The following is a 16357-nucleotide window of genomic DNA, read 5'->3' on the forward strand; positions in this document are numbered from 1 at the left end:
AGACGACGAGGCGACGAGCGGCGACCGGCGACCGGTGACCGCTCAGTAGATGGAGTCGGCCGTCGCCGCCCCGATGACCGAGAAGACAGCGCCGACGCTCATCGCCTTCAGCGTGATGTACACCTGATCACGGAAGGAGATCGGTCCCTCGACGTGGTTCGGGATGAGCGTCGCGGGTGCGTCGAACGACAGCGCGAGGATCAACACCGAGAGATACGAGACGGCGATGAGCGAGACGAACCGGAGCGGGATGCCGCCGACCTCGGCCTCGCGGTCCGGGTCGCGGTCGTCGTCGGCCTTGTACAGCGCACCGTAGCCAACGAGGAAGACGATGACAGCGGTCGTCACCGCCTGGTACCACTCCATTCCGACGGCGAGCCCCCACACCTCGTCGGTGACGACGAACGGCCCGGCTAAGAGGAAGCCACCGACGATTTGTTGGGCGGTGTCCGCGAGGGCGAACCGCCGACTCCGTCCGACCATACCCGCCCACTCACCCTCCCAAGTGAAAAACTCCCCGCGACCGCCGGGTGGTAATTCGACCAAGGGCGACGGCCGGCGGCGACCCTTGCGACAGAGGACAGGATTAAACGCGAACCCGTGCTACCCGGCGGCATGAATCACCACGTATCCGTGAATCGTCGACCGTCTGTCTCCGGGGTGGCGGCGTAGATGCGCGTCGTCGCCAAGTTCGGCGGAACCTCGCTCGGGTCCGGCGAACGCGTCGAACGCGCCGCCGACTCCATCGCCGCGGCCGTCGACGCGGGCCACGAAATCGCCGTCGTCGCCAGCGCGATGGGGTCGACGACCGACGACCTCCTCGACGAGATTACGTTCGACGTCGACGACAAAGACCGCGCAGAGATCGTCTCGATGGGCGAGCGAACTTCCGTGCGGATGCTCAAGGCCGCGCTCGCCGCCCGCGGCGTCAACGCCCTTTTCCTCGAACCCGGACGCGAGGACTGGCCGGTCGTCGCCAACGAGGCCGGCGAGGTCAACGTCGAGGCGACGAAAGAACGCGCGGCGGCACTGGCGGCGGAGATGGACAACACGGTTCCGGTCATCACGGGCTTTCTCGCGGAGACGCTCGACGGTGAAGTGACGACGCTCGGGCGCGGTGGCTCCGACACGACCGCCGTGATGCTCGGGAAGTACATGGACGCCGACGAAGTGGTCATCGTCACCGACGTCGAGGGCGTGATGACCGGCGACCCCCACGTCGTCGAGGGTGCACGCAACGTCGCCTCCATCACCGTCGACGAACTGCGGAACCTCTCGTTCCGCGGCGCGGAGGTGATCGCACCGTCGGCGCTCGTGTACAAAGACGAGGGCCTCAACGTTCGTGTCGTCCACTACCAGCACGGCGACTTGCTCGGCGGTGGCACCCGAATCGAGGGGAGTTTCGAGAACCTCATCGATATGCGCGAGGATCCGTTGGCGTGCATCACTGTCGCAGGGCGAGCAATCCGGAATCGGCCGGGCATTCTCGCGGACCTCTCGCAGTCACTTCGCGGCGAGAGCATCAACATCGACGCCGTCGCCTCCGGGATGGACTCGGTGACGTTCTACGTCGACGTCGACATCTCTGAACGCGCGGAGGCAGCCCTCCACGACGAAGTCGTCGTCGGTGACGGGTCGCTGTCGTCGGTCAGCGTCGAGGGCGATTACGCCGTCGTGCGCGTGATGGGCGGAGAACTCCCGAACCGACCGGGCGTCATCTCCGACATCGTCGGCCCCATCGCCGACGCAGGCATCAACGTCCACGACATCATCACCTCGGCCACCTCCGTCGCCATCTTCGTTTCGTGGGACGACCGCGAGGAAGTGCTCAAAATCGTGCAAGACGAGTTCTGAGGGTCGACACCGAACTCGACGCCGACCGCGACCGAACGCGTTCGCCCGGGCGCGACGGGTGACCCTCTAATTTCCCAACTGAATTTAAGTCGCCGCAGACGGAGTCAGAGGTATGGACTACACGCTCGCCGTCGGCGACACCGAGACGACGATTCCCGGCGGGACCGGGGTACTCCTACTTCACCCGAGTATCGGCGAGACCGACCGCATCGACACGGACTTCCTGAAGGCCGACACCGACAACTTCCTCGTGGTCTCCACACGGACGACCGCTCGCGAGGTCGAACAGAAACTCGAGCACTACGATGTCGACGAGTCGCGTGCGGAGATTCTGGACACCATCTCCGTCGAACGAGGCTACTCGCGCCGGAGCGCCGACCACTTCCACTACGTCTCCTCGCCCGACGACCTCGACGGCGTCGTCTCACAGATCGAGTCGTTCCTCGGCTCACACGCCGGCAAGCGTCGCGTCAGTATCGACTCGCTCACCGAACTGGCGTACTACGCCGACGTCGACGGCGTATACGACGCCACCATCGAGATTCTCGACCTCCTAGACGAACACGAGGCGGTCGGTCTGTTCCACCTCTCTCACGAAGTACACGACGCGGCCGTCCTCGAACGGTTCCGTGACCTGTTCGACGTGGTGATCGACCTCACCGACGACGGTGAAGTGACGGTCGAACTGCCCGAAGAGTGAGGATCGGGCCGCGGCGGCCCCGTCACTCGGCCAGTTTCTCGAACGTCTTCGCTGCCCAGCGAACCGCGTAGTCGGGGCCGTGGTCGCGATACGCCCCGGTATCTAGCGCCGAGAACGGCGCGGGCAGATGGAGGTCGTGTTTCACGGCAGCGCAGGCGTACTCTGTCGCCGCGGTAAACGAGAGGTCGCCGCGTGCGACCTCACCAGACAAGCCGTCGAGGCGGCCGGTGAGTCGTTCGCCCGCGTCCACCCACGCGGCGTAGAGGTCGGGGTGGTCCGCCTCCCAGTCGCGGAACACCTCGCGCGTCTGGAGTCCGACCCACGCGTCGAACAGCGCCGCCGCGAGTTGGTACGTCTCGTTGGGGCCCAGCGGCGTCGCGGCGTCGAGTTCGCGATACGACTCCCCGAAGAACGGCAGGAAGTGTTCGGGCACGTCCAGCGACAGTTCGACGAACGCCTCCCCGAGCAGAAACTCGAGGAAGTCCGCTGGCGTCCCCTCGGACCGTTTCTTCACCAACACGGTCGGCGGGACGGTCTGTCGCGTCCAGACGACGGTGCCGTCGCCGGGCATCCCGATAGTGAAGTCGCTGCCTGCGTAGCGTCGCAGTTGCGCCGGGGCGTTCTCTGGAAGCCACTCAGTCGGATACGCCGCGGGGTCGAGCGAGTCGACTACGAGGCCGAGTTCCTCCGCGGCTTCGGGTGGAAGCGTCTCGAAGTCGGCCGCTGCGTCGAGGACGACGCAGTCGGAGGCGTACGCCTCGCGGGCGGCATCGACGGACGACCCGAGCGAACGGCGCTCGAAGCCGGCCATCTATCCGAACGCGAGAACGAGGATGATCCCGACCGCGAGGACGGCCGAGACGCCGACGGTACCAAGCACGATCTTCGTCGCCTTGCTCATATTCCGACGTGGTATGGCGCGGTGCATAAAGGCTTCAATCCACCACGGCGACGAGACCGACTCCGTCGGCCAGACTGTTGGGCCCGCTCGATCTGTGAGGCTGTTCGGTCCGCTCAATCGGCGTCCGCGGCAGCACCCACGTCGGACTCGCGGGCGACGCGCTTCCACGCGTCACTGTAGTAGCGAGCGAGGTTGACGACCGCCCGCGCATACAGGTCCGCGACGATGGCGGCGTACACCGCAACCAGTCCCAGTCCCATCCCCGGGAGCGAGACGGTGACGGACTCGAGACCGAGCGTCGACGCCAGCGGCCCCGACAGCACCGTCACCGCGTAGCCCGCGGGCAACGCGAGTACCGCCAGCGGGAGGCGGACGGCGTACGTGCCGAGGAGGCCGCCGTACAGCGGCCAGCGAGTGTCGCCCGCGCCGCGAAGCCCCCCGCGCATCGTCCGCGCGACGGCGAAGCCAGCGACGCCGAGGCCGAACACGCGGATGAACGTCACCGTCAGATCGAGGCTCTCCGATCCGAACGCCGCCGCCAGCGGACGCGCAGCGACGACGATGACTGCACCGATGAGCAGTTGCGTGGCCAGCGCCAGTCGAAGTGCCTGCCAGCCGTACTCGTCGGCCTCCTCCTCCTCACCAGCACCGAGCGCCTGCCCGACGAGCGTCGAGGCGGCCGTTGAGTACCCCCACGCCGGCATCAGCGCGAGCAACATCACGCGACGGCCGATGGCGTAGGCGGCGACGACATCGGTGCCGAGGACGCCGAGGATGAACAGGAACGGAAAGCGACCGAACGTCCGCGATAGGCGCGTGCCCGCGAGCGGGAGGCTCACGCGGACGAGTTCGCGGGCGATGTCGGTGTCCCACTGCTTGCCCCGGATCGGGAGTCGAACCGAGTAGCGACCCGACAACAGCGCCCACGCGAAGACGACGCCCGCGAGCGTCGTCGCAGCGAACGTCCCCCACGCCGCGCCGACGACGCCCAGTTCGGGGAACGGGCCGAGGCCGAAGATGAGCGCGGCGTTGAGACCGACGTTGGTCGGGAGGGTGAGGAGACGGACGTACATCGGCGTGCGCGTGTCGCCCGAGCCTGCCAGCGCGCGGGCGGCGATCATCGACCAGAAGCGGAAGGCGACGGAGTACATCACGACGCGGAGGTACGCCCCGCCCAACTCGATGGTTCGCGGATCGTTCGTGAGGACGCCGACGAGCGCCTCGCTGTAGAGGTGCGTGAAGACGGTGATCGGAATTGCGAGTGCGAGTGCGATCCACAGTGACTGCTTGATCGCGAAGTTGGCCTCCGCGGGGTCGTCGGCCCCTTGCAACCGAGAGACGACGCTGATGGTTCCAGAGGTGAGTGCGAGCGCGAGGCCGAACGGGATGAAGTAGTACTGGAAGCCGAACTCGAGTGCGGCGATGGCCGCGCCGCCGGCGTACGTCCCGACCATCAGGAAGTCCGCAACGCGAAGGAGCGTCCGCAGACCGCCGGTCACCATCACGGGAACGGCTAGGTCAAACGCCTCCTCGCCCTTCTTCTGGTCGAGCAGACCGAGCGACGCGAGGAGGCTGGGAAACACAGAGAGGGCCGCCTGGGCGCGCTCGCGCAGCGAAGACAGCATTCGTCGCCGACTGGTAACGCCGAGAGTAAGGGCGTATCGAAACCGGGTGGTTTCGGGTGGAAATGGGTGCCTACACGACGAGCGGTACCCGGGTGCGCGACCGCTGGTGGATGCACGTCGAGAGGATGGATGGCGGTCTGTGGGTGGGGAGACGCACTACTCAGCGTGTGCGGCTCCCCCGAGTACGATCGGGACGATCGGGGTACCGTCGAAGGGGAGTCCGCGTCGCGCTGGCGGTCAGCGGTCGTCCCAGCCTTCCGGCATCTCGATGACGTAGCGGCCGTCCTCGCGCAGCGAGATGATGTACTCCTCGCGGTCGTACAACTCCATCAGGTTGAGTTCGTACTGCCCGGGGCTGACGATGCGGATGGACTCGAACTGGTCGTTGAGTTTCTGCCGCAGGGCGTCGAGGTTGGGGTCGACCGTCTCGGAGCCGTCCGACTCCACAGACGACTCCGCGACCGCGGCGTCGGCAGCCGTCGGTTCTGTAGCGTCCGACTCCGCCGCGGCCGCGAGTTCCTCCTCCGAGACCACGTCGGTCCGGGCACTTGCCTGTGCGCCGTCCTCCGCGTCGGCCGACGGGTGGGTCGGAGCCGGCCCGGTACCGGCGTCTCCGGCATCCGTTGCGGTCGTCGCTTGCGTGGATTTCGTCTGCGTCGACGGGGTCGTGTCCGCGTCGGCGGCGGTGCCGCGACTCGGTGCGTCGACTTCTGGTGTCGCACTGGTTTCGGGCGTCGCGTCGGCCTCAGACGTCACGTCCGCGTCGTCGACGGCATCCGCGGGGCGGTATTGGAACTTGTTGCCGCCACAGCCAGGACACCCCGAGAGCATCTCTTTCGAGCCGTCACCGAACGTCTGCCCGCAGTTGGTACACTGGTGAGGCATCTGTTACCTCCGGGAGACGAGTGCGCTGATCAAGTCCTCGTCTTTGTGCAGCGTCTCGATCTGGTTGGCTGGGCCGATCACGGTGAGCTTGTTCGCCGGCTCCTCTTTCCCGAGGAGGCGGCCCATCAGGCCCTGGTTCGGCTGGTGCGTCGAGGGGTACGTCTCGATCTCGATGCCCGAGAAGTCGTCAGGGCTGATCTCGGTCATCGTGACCTCGATGAGTTTCGACTCCTCCTCCGGTGAGAGTCCCGCTTCGAGGACGACGATGTCGCCGTCGCGGACGCTGTCGAGGATGAGGCGGATCTTCTCCATCGAGGTGAGCCCTTCCATCCGAGCGCCGCTGATCAGGTCGAGTCTGACCCCGTCGTCTGCGTCGTCGGGTGTGGTCGCTTCGGGCATTATCCGAAGTACTCCGCGATCTTCTCGTACACTTCTTCCATATTGTTCCCCTCGAGCGCCGACAGCGGTACCGTCTCGTGTTGCGGGAACGCGTCGGCGATACGTTTCACGTCGGAGTCGTCGAGGTCCGTCTTGTTCGCGAAGATGAGGACCGGCAGGTCCTGGCTCTCGATGATCCCGATGAGCATCGTGTTGACCTGCGTGAACGGGTCCGTCGACGAGTCGAGGACGTAGATGACGCCGTCGACGTCCTCGCGGAGCCAGTGCATCGCCTCCGCGACGCCTTCGGTCGCCTCACGCGACCGCTTGACGGCGTCGTCTTTCTCCATATCGTGGTCGAGGAACTCCTTGTAGTCGACCTTCGTCGTTACACCGGGCGTGTCGACGATGTCGATGGTGACGGTCTTCCCGTTGCGTTCGATAGTGACGTTCTCCTTTCTACGTGCGCGCCGGGTCTCGTGTGGAATGTGACTCTCCGGCCCGACGGCGTCGCCGGTCCAGTCGCGAGCGATACGATTCGCGAGCGTCGTCTTCCCCGCGTTCGGCGGCCCGTAGATACCGATCCGTTTGGGTTCGTCATCGGCGAAGAGCCGATCCGTGACCCGTGTGATGCTGTCCCTGAGATTGGTGAGCAGACCCATCCTGGCCTCCATCCCCCTCCGTTCGTGTGGAGGGCGTTATCAGCCCAAACCATCCGCGATACTTAAGCACTACGTCAGACGGGTTACGTTAGGCCTTCTCGCTGCCGTCTCACGGTTTTCGACTAGAAACGATGGGAGGCGTTACTGTGAAATAACGGGTATAAACATAGCTGACACGATGGCAAGAGGTTGGCTACAGTTGGGAACGGCTCAACATTCCACATCATAAATCAGCCACGACTGTCATCCCTGGGGATGGCCGCCACCGCTTGAACTCGGCCGTGATCATCACCGTTCTCACGCCGCACAACGATTTATGAAACTAGGTACCAACGGTTGCCCGCGGTACCGGTCGGATAGCGACATCGGTGACTCGGGTCGTGGACTTCACCACGATCGATCTCGTCGGTGAATTGACTCGAACTGGGTCGGAGAGTGGGAGTTCCGTCGAGTCCGGACCACCCCCACCCCTTCGTTTCGACTGGAACTGCTCACGAGTGAGGGGTGGGCCGAGGAATCGACGATAGATATCTAGTCCACCACTCCCTAAATTAATCTATTTGCTAGCGGTGCGGATATTGTTGTGTTTGCTATGTAATAAAGATGCCGAGGTCTAGACGCACCCCTCCCCCACCCCCTCGTCTGTAGAGTTCCACCAGAAACGAAGGGGTGGGGGGGTCGAGATGTCGGTACAAGGCGGGGGCTGACGAGGAACACTCTGCCGCCACCATCCCCTCTTTTCTAGTCGAAATCGGTTACGCCATCGACGAACTGGCTGTCCCGAGACGCCTATCCGACCCCCGCTACAACTGGGCCGTCTCCGATATCTCAACGACTTCTCTTAGCATGAGGCTAGTACACACGAATGTGATTATCTCACGAACCGGCATCCTACGGTGTGTCACCGATACTCATTCATCGACCGCGTGCTGCTCAACGGCCAACTGTTGGTCACCGTCGCTGGTCGAATTCGGCCAGCCGATCTGGTCGTCGGAGTTCGAGCGAACAGTAACGCTTTTGACCGACCTATCCATCCGTTTCGTTTGCATCATCTGGACATCGGCGGGTACGTTCATCAACGCGAACCCCATCGTATCCAGGGTGACGCGTCTCGATTCGACGGATGGGCCCGCTGGATTCCAGTCGAAACGAAGGGGTAACACGACCGAATGACACGGGAAGACGACACGGGAGACGGTCCGGACAAGGAAGCACACGACGAACGAGCAGCGTCAGCCGACGGTCCGGCAGGGCGTCCAGACACCGCAGAGACGGATTCCGAGTCGCGTTCCCGCGAGGAAGCGGAGTCGGCCTTCGAGTTCGGGTCGGAGTCGCGGTCGCGGACCGACGTCGACCTCGACGTCGACGAGGTCCTCGGCGACGACGACGACGAGGCCAGTACCGGCCTGTTCGACGACCTCATGTCGGGTGAACCGATATTCGAGAACAAGGAGGTCCTCCGTCCGTCGTACACGCCGCACGAACTCCCGCACCGGAAAGACCAGATCAACAAGATGGCGACCATCCTCGTATCCGCGCTCCGTGGGGAGACGCCATCCAACATCCTCATCTACGGGAAGACCGGGACCGGGAAGACGGCCTCTGCGAAGTTCGTCTCCCAAGAGTTGGAGTCGACGAGTCAGAAGTACGACGTGCCGTGTGAGGTCGAGTACATCAACTGCGAAGTGACCGACACGCAGTATCGCGTGCTCGCGCAACTGGCGAACAAGTTCATCGAGAAGAACCAGGTGCTCATCGACGACCGCCTCGACGACCTCCGTGACCTCCGCTCGAAGGCGACCGACGGGGCCGGAGCGCTCACCGGAGTCGAGTTCGAGTCTGTGGCCGACCTCGACGAGCGAATCGCCGAACTGGAGGACGACCGCGAGGAGATGGAAGAGGTGCCGATGACTGGGTGGCCGACCGACCGCGTGTACACCTCCTTTTTCGACGCGGTCGACTACCACGAACGCGTCGTCGTGATTATGCTCGACGAGATCGACAAACTCGTCGAGAAGTCCGGCGACGACACCCTCTACAACCTCTCGCGGATGAACTCCGAACTCGACAACTCCCGCATCTCGATTATGGGGATCTCGAACGACCTGAAGTTCACCGACTTCCTCGACCCCCGCGTCAAATCCAGTCTCGGCGAGGAAGAGATCGTCTTCCCACCGTACGACGCCAACCAACTTCGCGACATCCTCCAGCACCGCTCCGATATCGCGTTCAAAGGCGAAGCGCTCACCGAGGACGTCATTCCGCTGTGTGCGGCGTTCGCCGCCCAGGAACACGGCGACGCCCGCCGTGCACTCGACTTGCTTCGAACTGCGGGCGAACTCGCCGAACGGTCCCAAGCAGACCTCGTCGAAGAAGCACACGTCAGGCAGGCGCAGGACAAGATCGAACTCGACCGCGTCGTCGAGGTCGTCCGCACCCTCCCGACGCAGTCGAAGATCGTCCTCTTCTCGATCATCCTGCTCGAACAGAACGGCGTCCACAACGTCAACACCGGCGAGGTGTTCAACATCTACAAACGGCTCTGTGAGGAGATCGACGCCGACGTCCTCACCCAACGTCGGGTGACGGACCTCATCTCCGAACTCGACATGCTCGGCATCGTCAACGCCGTCGTCGTCTCCAAGGGGCGGTACGGTCGGACGAAAGAGATCAGCCTCTCGGTTCCCATCGACGAGACCGAAGCTGTCCTCCTGTCGGACTCGCGTCTCGGCGACATCGACGACGTTCAGCCGTTCGTGCAGGCCCGCTTCGACAACTGAGCCACTACACTCTCCGCGCGGGGGACTCCATTCTCTGGTGACACTCTCTCACCCACACCCCTTTGCTTCGACTCTACGACCTGTTTCACGTCGTAGAAATTTCGTTGACTGACCACTCCACTCGAAATGATGGTGTGTCGGTCACTATCGAATCCGCGTCGGTGTTCATCGGTGCTATTGCAGCGTGTATCGCTGTCGTGGCGGCAGAGGGAACACACTTGTCGAATCCACCCCTCACCGTTCCTCGTTGCTCGCGTTCACGTCGTCGCAGGTGTCAGCGCTCCCCCACGGGGTGTGACAGTCGGTGGTGACGCCTGGCGGGGGCGCTCTGCGGTCGCGAGGTCGTTCGCCGCTGGCGTCTCTTGGGCCAACACCGACTCGGAGAAGATGAGTCGGACGTAGCCGAGATACGGCACCCGGACGCGGGCGGCGCCGTGGACCCATTCGGTCTTCACGACGGGTGCGATGCCGCTCACCTGGTCGTACTGAGAGTTGGCGTCGCCTTTCGTGATGAACCCGGCGTAGGGTGCTGGGCAGGCAGGGACGCGGTCGCACGACTGCGCGGGGAGATAGTCGGGGTTCGCGCGGTCGACCCAGTTCTCCCCCTCTTCGACGTGCAGTTGCGCCCGGTGGATGATCGGTGGCCCACCCTCTCCGGGCGGGCGATACACGATGACCGACCCAGCCATCCCGAACGTCGAGTAGCCCTCCGCTTGTCCGGTCTCGAAGGTGACGATGCCCGTGTCGCCGTAGGCAGCGTCGGGAGCGAAGCGGTCGGGTTGCGTGATGAACACGAGGTCACCACGCTCCATGTGTGGTTCCATACTGCCGGACTCGACGGCGACCATCGGTGGCCACACGCCGGAGACGGCGAACAAGAGGAGACCGACCAACGCGACCGCGGCCGCCGACGACAGCACCTCACGAAGCACCATCAGCGGACCCGTCTCCGCGTGGAGGAAGCGTGACAGCGGGTCGTCGGGTCGCGGGGACCGCCCGTCGTCGCTCATTACCAACCCACATCCGGCGTGCGGTGTTGAACCTTCTGTTAGCGGGGTTACGTGGCGCCGGCAAACGGCGGCGTGCCCGTCCACCTTCCGACACGCCAGCGCCGTCCGCTACCCTTTTGCCCACCGCAGGCCCACCTCGGTTCGTGCCCTTAGAGACGTCCTCTCGAGTCGTGCAGGCGCTGACCCGCCTCGGGTACAACGCCCAACGAGAGGCCGTCACCCTCATCGCCGAGTCCGACGCGCCCGAACTCCTCTTACAGGAGGCCGTCGAGGTCGCACCCGACGACGCACTCGTCATCACGGTCGACCACGTCCGTACGGCCCAAGACCGCGACCCCGTCCCCGACCCCGCGGGCGTTGACGACGCCACCTCGTCCGCCGCGAGCGACGTGGGAACGACTCCCACCAACACTCCCGACTCCGCCGGCGCTACTGACCCCGTCGACACCGCCGACGCGAGCGAGTCCACAGCTCACGATTCCGCCGCGTCGACGGCCGCAGACCCCTCCATTTCGACTGGAACTGAGCCAGGGAAGTCACCACCCGATACCGGAGGGGTTCCAGTCGAAACGGGGGGGTCGACGATCGGGAGTCGGTCGCCGACGCCGCCTGCCGTCGCCAACGATATGACCGGCCAGTCGACTGGGACCGGCGCGTACGACGAGTTCGTCGGCGTGTTCCGCGACCGGTACGAGCGGTTGTCAGGGCAACTTCGCGGGCGCGTGAACCACCGCCCGGCCGACTCCATCGAGGCGATGGGTGGCGGCGCGGACGTGGAGACTATCGGCCTCGTCAACGACATCCGCTCGACCGCCTCCGGCCACTGGCTCATCGAGTTGGAGGACACCACGGGGACGTTCCCCTGTCTGGTGATGAAAGACCGCGACATCGCGGACCTGGTCGATGAACTCCTCCTCGACGAGTGTATCGCCATCTCGGGGACGCTCGCGGACGACGCGGGCATCGTCTTCGTCGACGCCATCCACTTCCCGGACGTGCCGCGGACGTACCGCCCGAGCACCGCCGACCGCCACGTGCAGGCGGCGCTCATCTCGGACGTGCACGTCGGCTCTCAGGAGTTCCTCGCGGACGCGTGGTCGCGGTTCGCAGACTGGCTGCACACCGAGGAGGCCGAGACAGTGGAGTACCTCCTCATCGCGGGCGACATGGTCGAGGGCGTCGGCGTCTACCCGAACCAAGACGAGGAACTCGACATCATCGACATCTACGACCAGTATGAGACGTTTGCGGAACACCTGAAGGAGGTGCCCGGGGATATGGAGATCGTGATGATCCCCGGCAACCACGACGCGGTTCGCCTCGCGGAGCCACAACCGGGCTTCGACGAAGAACTCCGCGAGATTATGAGCGCGCACGACCCGCAGATCGTGAGCAACCCCGCGATGGTCGACGTCGAGGGCGTGTCCGTCCTGATGTACCACGGCGTCTCGCTGGACGAAGTGATCGCCGAACTGCCCGCAGAAAAAGCGAGTTACGACGAACCCCACAAGGCGATGTACCAGTTGCTCAAGAAGCGCCACGTCGCCCCGCAGTTCGGCGGTCGCACCCGCGTTGCACCCGAGGAACGCGACTACCTCGTCATCGACGAGGTACCCGACGTGTTCCACACCGGCCACGTCCACAAACTCGGCTGGGGGAAGTACCACAACGTCCTCGCGGTCAACTCCGGGTGCTGGCAGGCGCAGACCGACTTCCAGAAGTCCGTCAACATCGACCCCGACGCTGGCTACGCCCCCATCCTGGATCTGGACACGCTCGATATGACCGTCCGGAAGTTCGTCTGACTGCTCGCGTACGCACGCTCCGGTGTTCTCGGTGCTCGGCTGAACCTACTTGTCGCTTCGACGCGTCGTTGCACCCGAAGCGATGCCCTCCACGACCACACGCCGTCGGTACTGCACGTCGGTCGTCGCGGCCGTCGTCGCCGCGAGTGCGGGGTGTACCGGTACCGGACCGTCGTCGCCGGCGACGGACGACGATACCGACACGGCAACCGAGCGCTCGGCAGCGTCGATGACCGATTCCTCGGACGACGGTACCGCTTCGACTGGACCCGACGGTGCAGGCGAGGGCTTGGATCTTCGCGAGGCCAACGTCACCGCGGTCGCCGTCGGCTGCGACGGACTGGAGTGTCGCTTCGACGTGACGCTGTATCACGACGTGCCCGAGAGCGAAGCTCTCGTGCGCCAATCAGAACGCTCTGCGTTCTGATGACGACGATGGCGAGGAAGGCTACGCGAACTGGTGGCAAGTGGAGACGGGGGAGACGACGGCGGTTCGGCAGGGACCAGAGCCTGACTCGTTCGCGGAGTGAGGAGCGCACCAGCGACGCCGTCCACGCCGGGTGGTAGCACACGTGTTGTGTACTGCTCCGCGCACTCCCGCCGGCCGCTTATGTGTCGCACCGCGGTACGTGACGGCGATGACCGACGACCCGCTGTTTGCGGCGTTCGACCTGAACGGGCACACACTGGACAACCGCGTTGGTCTCGCGCCGATGACGCGCACGAGCGCCACCGACGAGGGCCATGCGACCGAGCGGATGGCTCGGTACTATGCCTCCTTCGCGCGTGGTGGCTTCTCGTTCCTCGTCACCGAGGGCGTTCACCCGGACGCGACCCACAGCCAGGGGTACGACAACCAACCCGGCCTCGCCACCGACGAACAGGCCGAAGCGTGGGAGCAGGTGGTCGACGCCGTCCACGACGAGGGGAGTGCGATCTTCGCCCAGTTGATGCACGCCGGTGCGCAGGCACAGGGCAACCGCTACGACTTCGACCCGGTCGCGCCGTCAGACCACCAACCGCCGGGTGAGCAGTCGGAACTGTACGGCGGGTCCGGACCGTTCCCCGAAGCCACTAGCCTCGACGCCGCGGACCTCGAGGACGTGCGTCGAGGGTTCGTCGACGCCGCCGAGCGTGCGGTCGACGCCGGCTTCGACGGCATCGAGGTCCACGCCGCCAACGGCTACCTCCTCCACGAGTTCGTCGACCCGACGGTGAACGACCGGGACGACGAGTACGGCGGCTCCCCAGAGAACCGCGCCCGCTTCCCAGCGGAAGTGACGGCCGCCATCGACGAGGCGACGCCCGCGGAGTTCGTCGTCGGCGTGCGCGCCTCCCAGGGCGCCGTCGTCGACGAGGAGCGAGTCTGGCCCGACGGCGAGGCGACTGCCGAGGCGTTGTTCACGGCGCTGGCCGAGGCCGGTGCCGACTACGTCCACGTCACCGGTGGTGACGCGACTGCACCCGAGGTGCCCGACACCGACCGCTCACTCGCGGAGTTGGCCGTCGACTACGCGGGCGACGACGCCGCGGTAATCGCCAACGGGAGCCTCGGCGACCCCAAGAATGCCCGTGCCGCGCTAGCCGACGGTGCAGACCTGATCACGCTCGGGACCGGTGCGCTCGCCAATCACGACTGGCCGAATCGGGTCGCCGCAGACGAGGCGTTGGACGACCTCGACCCGAGCGTCGTGTTCGCTCCCGACGCCTCCCTCAGCGACGCCGAGGTCCCGAGCGACGACTGACTCGGACGACCGATTCCAGCGATCGGCTCTGGCGACCGTCAGCGACCGTCGGCGCGGCTACGGTTCCTCGACACGATAGCGCGTCGTCGCCCTGCGTTCGAACCGCGGGCCGGTGCCCGCCTCTGTGAATCCTGCAGACTCGGCTGCCTGTTTGAGGTCGTCTTCGTCTTCCATCACGAGCAGTTCGGCCGCCATTCCTTCGGTCGCCGCGAAGCGCAACGGCTCTTCGAGGAGGCGCTCTGCGGCCGCACGAGTGCCGCCGAACTGCGTGACGTGGACGGTGTCGCCGCGGACGTCGAAGCTTACGAACCCGAGGAGGTCGTCGGGGTCGGCGTCCAGATCCTCGTTCGGATCGGTCGCAGCCTCCTCTTCGACGGCGACGCGAACCGTTCGGTCGTGGACGAGTCCTCGCATCGCGTCGGAGGGGGCGTCGGCGATGGCCGCGAGGGCGTCGGCATCCGCTTCGACCGCGTCCCGGACGTGCATACGCGCTCTTCGGCCCCCTTCGTCCTAAACCCTCACCCCGGCGTCGTGTCGGTGAGGCCGGCTTCGTCGCTCGTCCTCGCCCGACACCGGCGGGGTATTTCCCGGCGGCCGCGAACCGACGCGTATGAGCGTTCGCGACGAGTTCGACGCCTGGGCCGCCGACGGGCGGGACAAGGGTATGGAAGAGCGACACTGGCACACCGCGAAACACGTCCTCGCGCGGATGCCCGTCGAGGACGGCGACGCCGTCTTGGATCTGGGTACTGGATCGGGCTACGCCCTCCGCGCACTCGCGGAGAACACGGGGATGACGCGCGGGTACGGTCTCGACGGCGCACCGGAGATGGCGCACAACGCCCGCGAGTACACCCGCGAGGCCGATCCTGCCGCGGACCTTGGCTTCGTCATCGGTGACTTCGGCTCTCTCCCCTTCGACGACGACTCGCTCGACCACGCGTTCTCGATGGAGGCCTTCTACTACAGCGCCGACCCCGTCGAGACGCTTCGAGAGATTCGACGGGTGCTGAAGCCGGGCGGGACGTTCTACTGCGCGGTCAACTACTACGAGGAGAACGTCGCCAGCCACGAGTGGCAGGACAACATCGCCGTCGATATGACGCGGTGGGACGCCGCGGAGTACCGCGCGGCGTTCCGCGAGGCCGGCCTCTACGTCGCTGAACAGGACAACGTCGCGGACCGGGAAATCGAGATTCCCGACGCCGACGAGTTCCCGACGGAGAACTGGGAGACCCGCGAGGCGATGGTCGAACGCTACCGCTACCTCGGGACGCTGCTCACCGTCGGCGTCGCGCCGTAGAACAGCGGGAACGAGGCGGGAGAGAAGGAGTCGCCGAAGAAGTCGAATCGGCTCAGTTCCTCACAGGAGGAACCGGAGCAGGCCGTCCTTGCGGAGTCCGAACCGCTCGATCAGCAGGGCGTCGACGCCGAGGACGCGTCCGGCGGCGACGGTGCCGATGGTGATGAACGCGACCAGGCCGAGGAGGTCGCCGTTCACGTAGCCGTGGGCCCAGTCGGCGTTCCCGAGGTAGAACAGCACCATCAGGACGCCGCCGAAGAACGCGGCCAGGCGGACGAGTGCGCCGACGATGAGGCCGAGACCGATGAGCGTTTCACCCACGGGAATCGCGACGTCGGTGAACGCGAGCAGCCACGGGGTGTTGGTGACCCAGACGAACAGGCCGTGGATCGGGCTCGCGCCAGTCGCGTTCGCCAGCCACCCACCCGCGGCGAACGGTTCGGGTGCGAGTAGTTTGGTCACGCCGGCTTGTAGGAACCACCAGCCAGTGATCAGTCGAAGCGCGACCAGCCAGTAGGTCGCAGCCGTGCCGTCGCGGAACTCGCCGAGGTCGAATCGGGTGGCGATGCGGGTCGTCGTGTGAGTGGTTGGAGCCATCTTCTACACCTCTTATACCTGAGGAGACGAGGTGGGTGGTCAGGAACCCATCTGCTGGCTCTCTGAAACGGAGGGTCACCGTCTCAGTTATATACCAGATACTGCCAGTCGG

The 16357-nt window shown here is 65.3% G+C and carries 17 protein-coding genes; 7 read left to right on the top strand and 10 right to left on the bottom strand.

Annotated elements, in window-relative coordinates:
• Nucleotides 1-42: 42 nt before the first annotated feature.
• The gene (locus P0D77_RS02945) at nucleotides 43-483 is read right to left on the bottom strand and encodes a DUF2391 family protein (RefSeq protein ID WP_277554675.1); all 441 of its coding nucleotides are present in this window, start codon (nucleotides 481-483) and stop codon (nucleotides 43-45) included.
• Nucleotides 484-672: 189 nt separating this feature from the next.
• Here P0D77_RS02945 and P0D77_RS02950 point away from each other — a divergent pair, with 189 nt between their 5' ends.
• Both P0D77_RS02950 and P0D77_RS02955 read left to right on the top strand, forming a co-directional pair.
• A complete protein-coding gene (locus tag P0D77_RS02950) occupies nucleotides 673-1854 on the top strand; it encodes an aspartate kinase (protein ID WP_277554676.1) in 1182 nt (393 codons plus the stop codon).
• A gap of 112 nt (nucleotides 1855-1966) precedes the next feature.
• Nucleotides 1967-2554: a DUF7090 family protein gene (locus tag P0D77_RS02955; RefSeq protein ID WP_277554678.1), complete on the top strand. Its 588-nt coding sequence runs from the start codon at nucleotides 1967-1969 to the stop codon at nucleotides 2552-2554.
• 22 nt (nucleotides 2555-2576) lie between these two features.
• On the opposite strand, the gene P0D77_RS02960 is transcribed toward P0D77_RS02955, so the two are convergent.
• The 6 genes from P0D77_RS02960 to P0D77_RS02980 form a co-directional block, all read right to left on the bottom strand.
• Entirely contained in the window at nucleotides 2577-3365 is a 789-nt protein-coding gene (locus P0D77_RS02960; protein WP_277554679.1) for a DUF7089 family protein, read from the bottom strand.
• Nucleotides 3366-3455 carry a hypothetical protein gene (locus tag P0D77_RS17685; RefSeq protein ID WP_425600880.1) on the bottom strand — a complete coding sequence of 30 codons (90 nt, stop codon included), beginning with the start codon at nucleotides 3453-3455 and terminating at the stop codon, nucleotides 3366-3368.
• Between the two features lie 113 nt (nucleotides 3456-3568).
• Nucleotides 3569-5080, bottom strand: a complete 1512-nt coding sequence (locus P0D77_RS02965; protein ID WP_277554681.1) for an MATE family efflux transporter — start codon at nucleotides 5078-5080, stop codon at nucleotides 3569-3571.
• A gap of 237 nt (nucleotides 5081-5317) precedes the next feature.
• The gene (locus P0D77_RS02970) at nucleotides 5318-5965 is read right to left on the bottom strand and encodes an OapC/ArvC family zinc-ribbon domain-containing protein (RefSeq protein WP_277554682.1); all 648 of its coding nucleotides are present in this window, start codon (nucleotides 5963-5965) and stop codon (nucleotides 5318-5320) included.
• Nucleotides 5966-5968: 3 nt separating this feature from the next.
• Nucleotides 5969-6364: a DUF2073 domain-containing protein gene (locus P0D77_RS02975; RefSeq protein ID WP_277554684.1), complete on the bottom strand. Its 396-nt coding sequence runs from the start codon at nucleotides 6362-6364 to the stop codon at nucleotides 5969-5971.
• Nucleotides 6364-7005: an Era-like GTP-binding protein gene (locus P0D77_RS02980; protein ID WP_277554686.1), complete on the bottom strand. Its 642-nt coding sequence runs from the start codon at nucleotides 7003-7005 to the stop codon at nucleotides 6364-6366. Before P0D77_RS02980 ends, P0D77_RS02975 begins: the two co-directional genes overlap by 1 nt.
• A gap of 1169 nt (nucleotides 7006-8174) precedes the next feature.
• Between P0D77_RS02980 and P0D77_RS02985 the strand changes: the two genes are divergently transcribed.
• Nucleotides 8175-9785, top strand: a complete 1611-nt coding sequence (locus tag P0D77_RS02985) for a Cdc6/Cdc18 family protein (protein ID WP_277554687.1) — start codon at nucleotides 8175-8177, stop codon at nucleotides 9783-9785.
• A 257-nt stretch (nucleotides 9786-10042) separates the two neighbouring features.
• Here the strand turns inward: P0D77_RS02985 and P0D77_RS02990 are convergent, their stop codons facing one another.
• Complete coding sequence (locus P0D77_RS02990; protein WP_277554688.1) at nucleotides 10043-10795, bottom strand: S26 family signal peptidase; 753 nt, start codon at nucleotides 10793-10795, stop codon at nucleotides 10043-10045.
• 143 nt (nucleotides 10796-10938) lie between these two features.
• On the opposite strand from P0D77_RS02990, the gene P0D77_RS02995 reads away from it, so the two are divergent.
• The 3 genes from P0D77_RS02995 to P0D77_RS03005 all read left to right on the top strand — a co-directional run bounded on the left by P0D77_RS02995 (nucleotide 10939) and on the right by P0D77_RS03005 (nucleotide 14345).
• Nucleotides 10939-12600 (top strand): DNA-directed DNA polymerase II small subunit, encoded by a 1662-nt coding sequence (locus P0D77_RS02995; RefSeq protein ID WP_277554690.1) that lies wholly within the window; start codon nucleotides 10939-10941, stop codon nucleotides 12598-12600.
• Between the two features lie 82 nt (nucleotides 12601-12682).
• Nucleotides 12683-13027: a hypothetical protein gene (locus tag P0D77_RS03000; protein WP_277554692.1), complete on the top strand. Its 345-nt coding sequence runs from the start codon at nucleotides 12683-12685 to the stop codon at nucleotides 13025-13027.
• Nucleotides 13028-13238: 211 nt separating this feature from the next.
• Entirely contained in the window at nucleotides 13239-14345 is a 1107-nt protein-coding gene (locus P0D77_RS03005; RefSeq protein ID WP_277554693.1) for an NADH:flavin oxidoreductase, read from the top strand.
• Between the two features lie 57 nt (nucleotides 14346-14402).
• On the opposite strand, the gene P0D77_RS03010 is transcribed toward P0D77_RS03005, so the two are convergent.
• Nucleotides 14403-14831, bottom strand: coding sequence for a hypothetical protein (locus P0D77_RS03010; protein WP_277554694.1), 429 nt, complete (start codon nucleotides 14829-14831; stop codon nucleotides 14403-14405).
• A 124-nt stretch (nucleotides 14832-14955) separates the two neighbouring features.
• On the opposite strand from P0D77_RS03010, the gene P0D77_RS03015 reads away from it, so the two are divergent.
• On the top strand, nucleotides 14956-15648 hold the full coding sequence (locus P0D77_RS03015; RefSeq protein WP_277554695.1) for a class I SAM-dependent methyltransferase: 693 nt from the start codon (nucleotides 14956-14958) through the stop codon (nucleotides 15646-15648).
• Nucleotides 15649-15708: 60 nt separating this feature from the next.
• Here the strand turns inward: P0D77_RS03015 and P0D77_RS03020 are convergent, their stop codons facing one another.
• Nucleotides 15709-16245, bottom strand: coding sequence for a DoxX family membrane protein (locus P0D77_RS03020; RefSeq protein WP_277554696.1), 537 nt, complete (start codon nucleotides 16243-16245; stop codon nucleotides 15709-15711).
• Between the last annotated feature and the right edge of the window lie 112 nt (nucleotides 16246-16357).

The sequence above is a fragment of the Halobaculum limi genome (assembly GCF_029490015.1).
GTDB lineage: Archaea > Halobacteriota > Halobacteria > Halobacteriales > Haloferacaceae > Halobaculum > Halobaculum limi.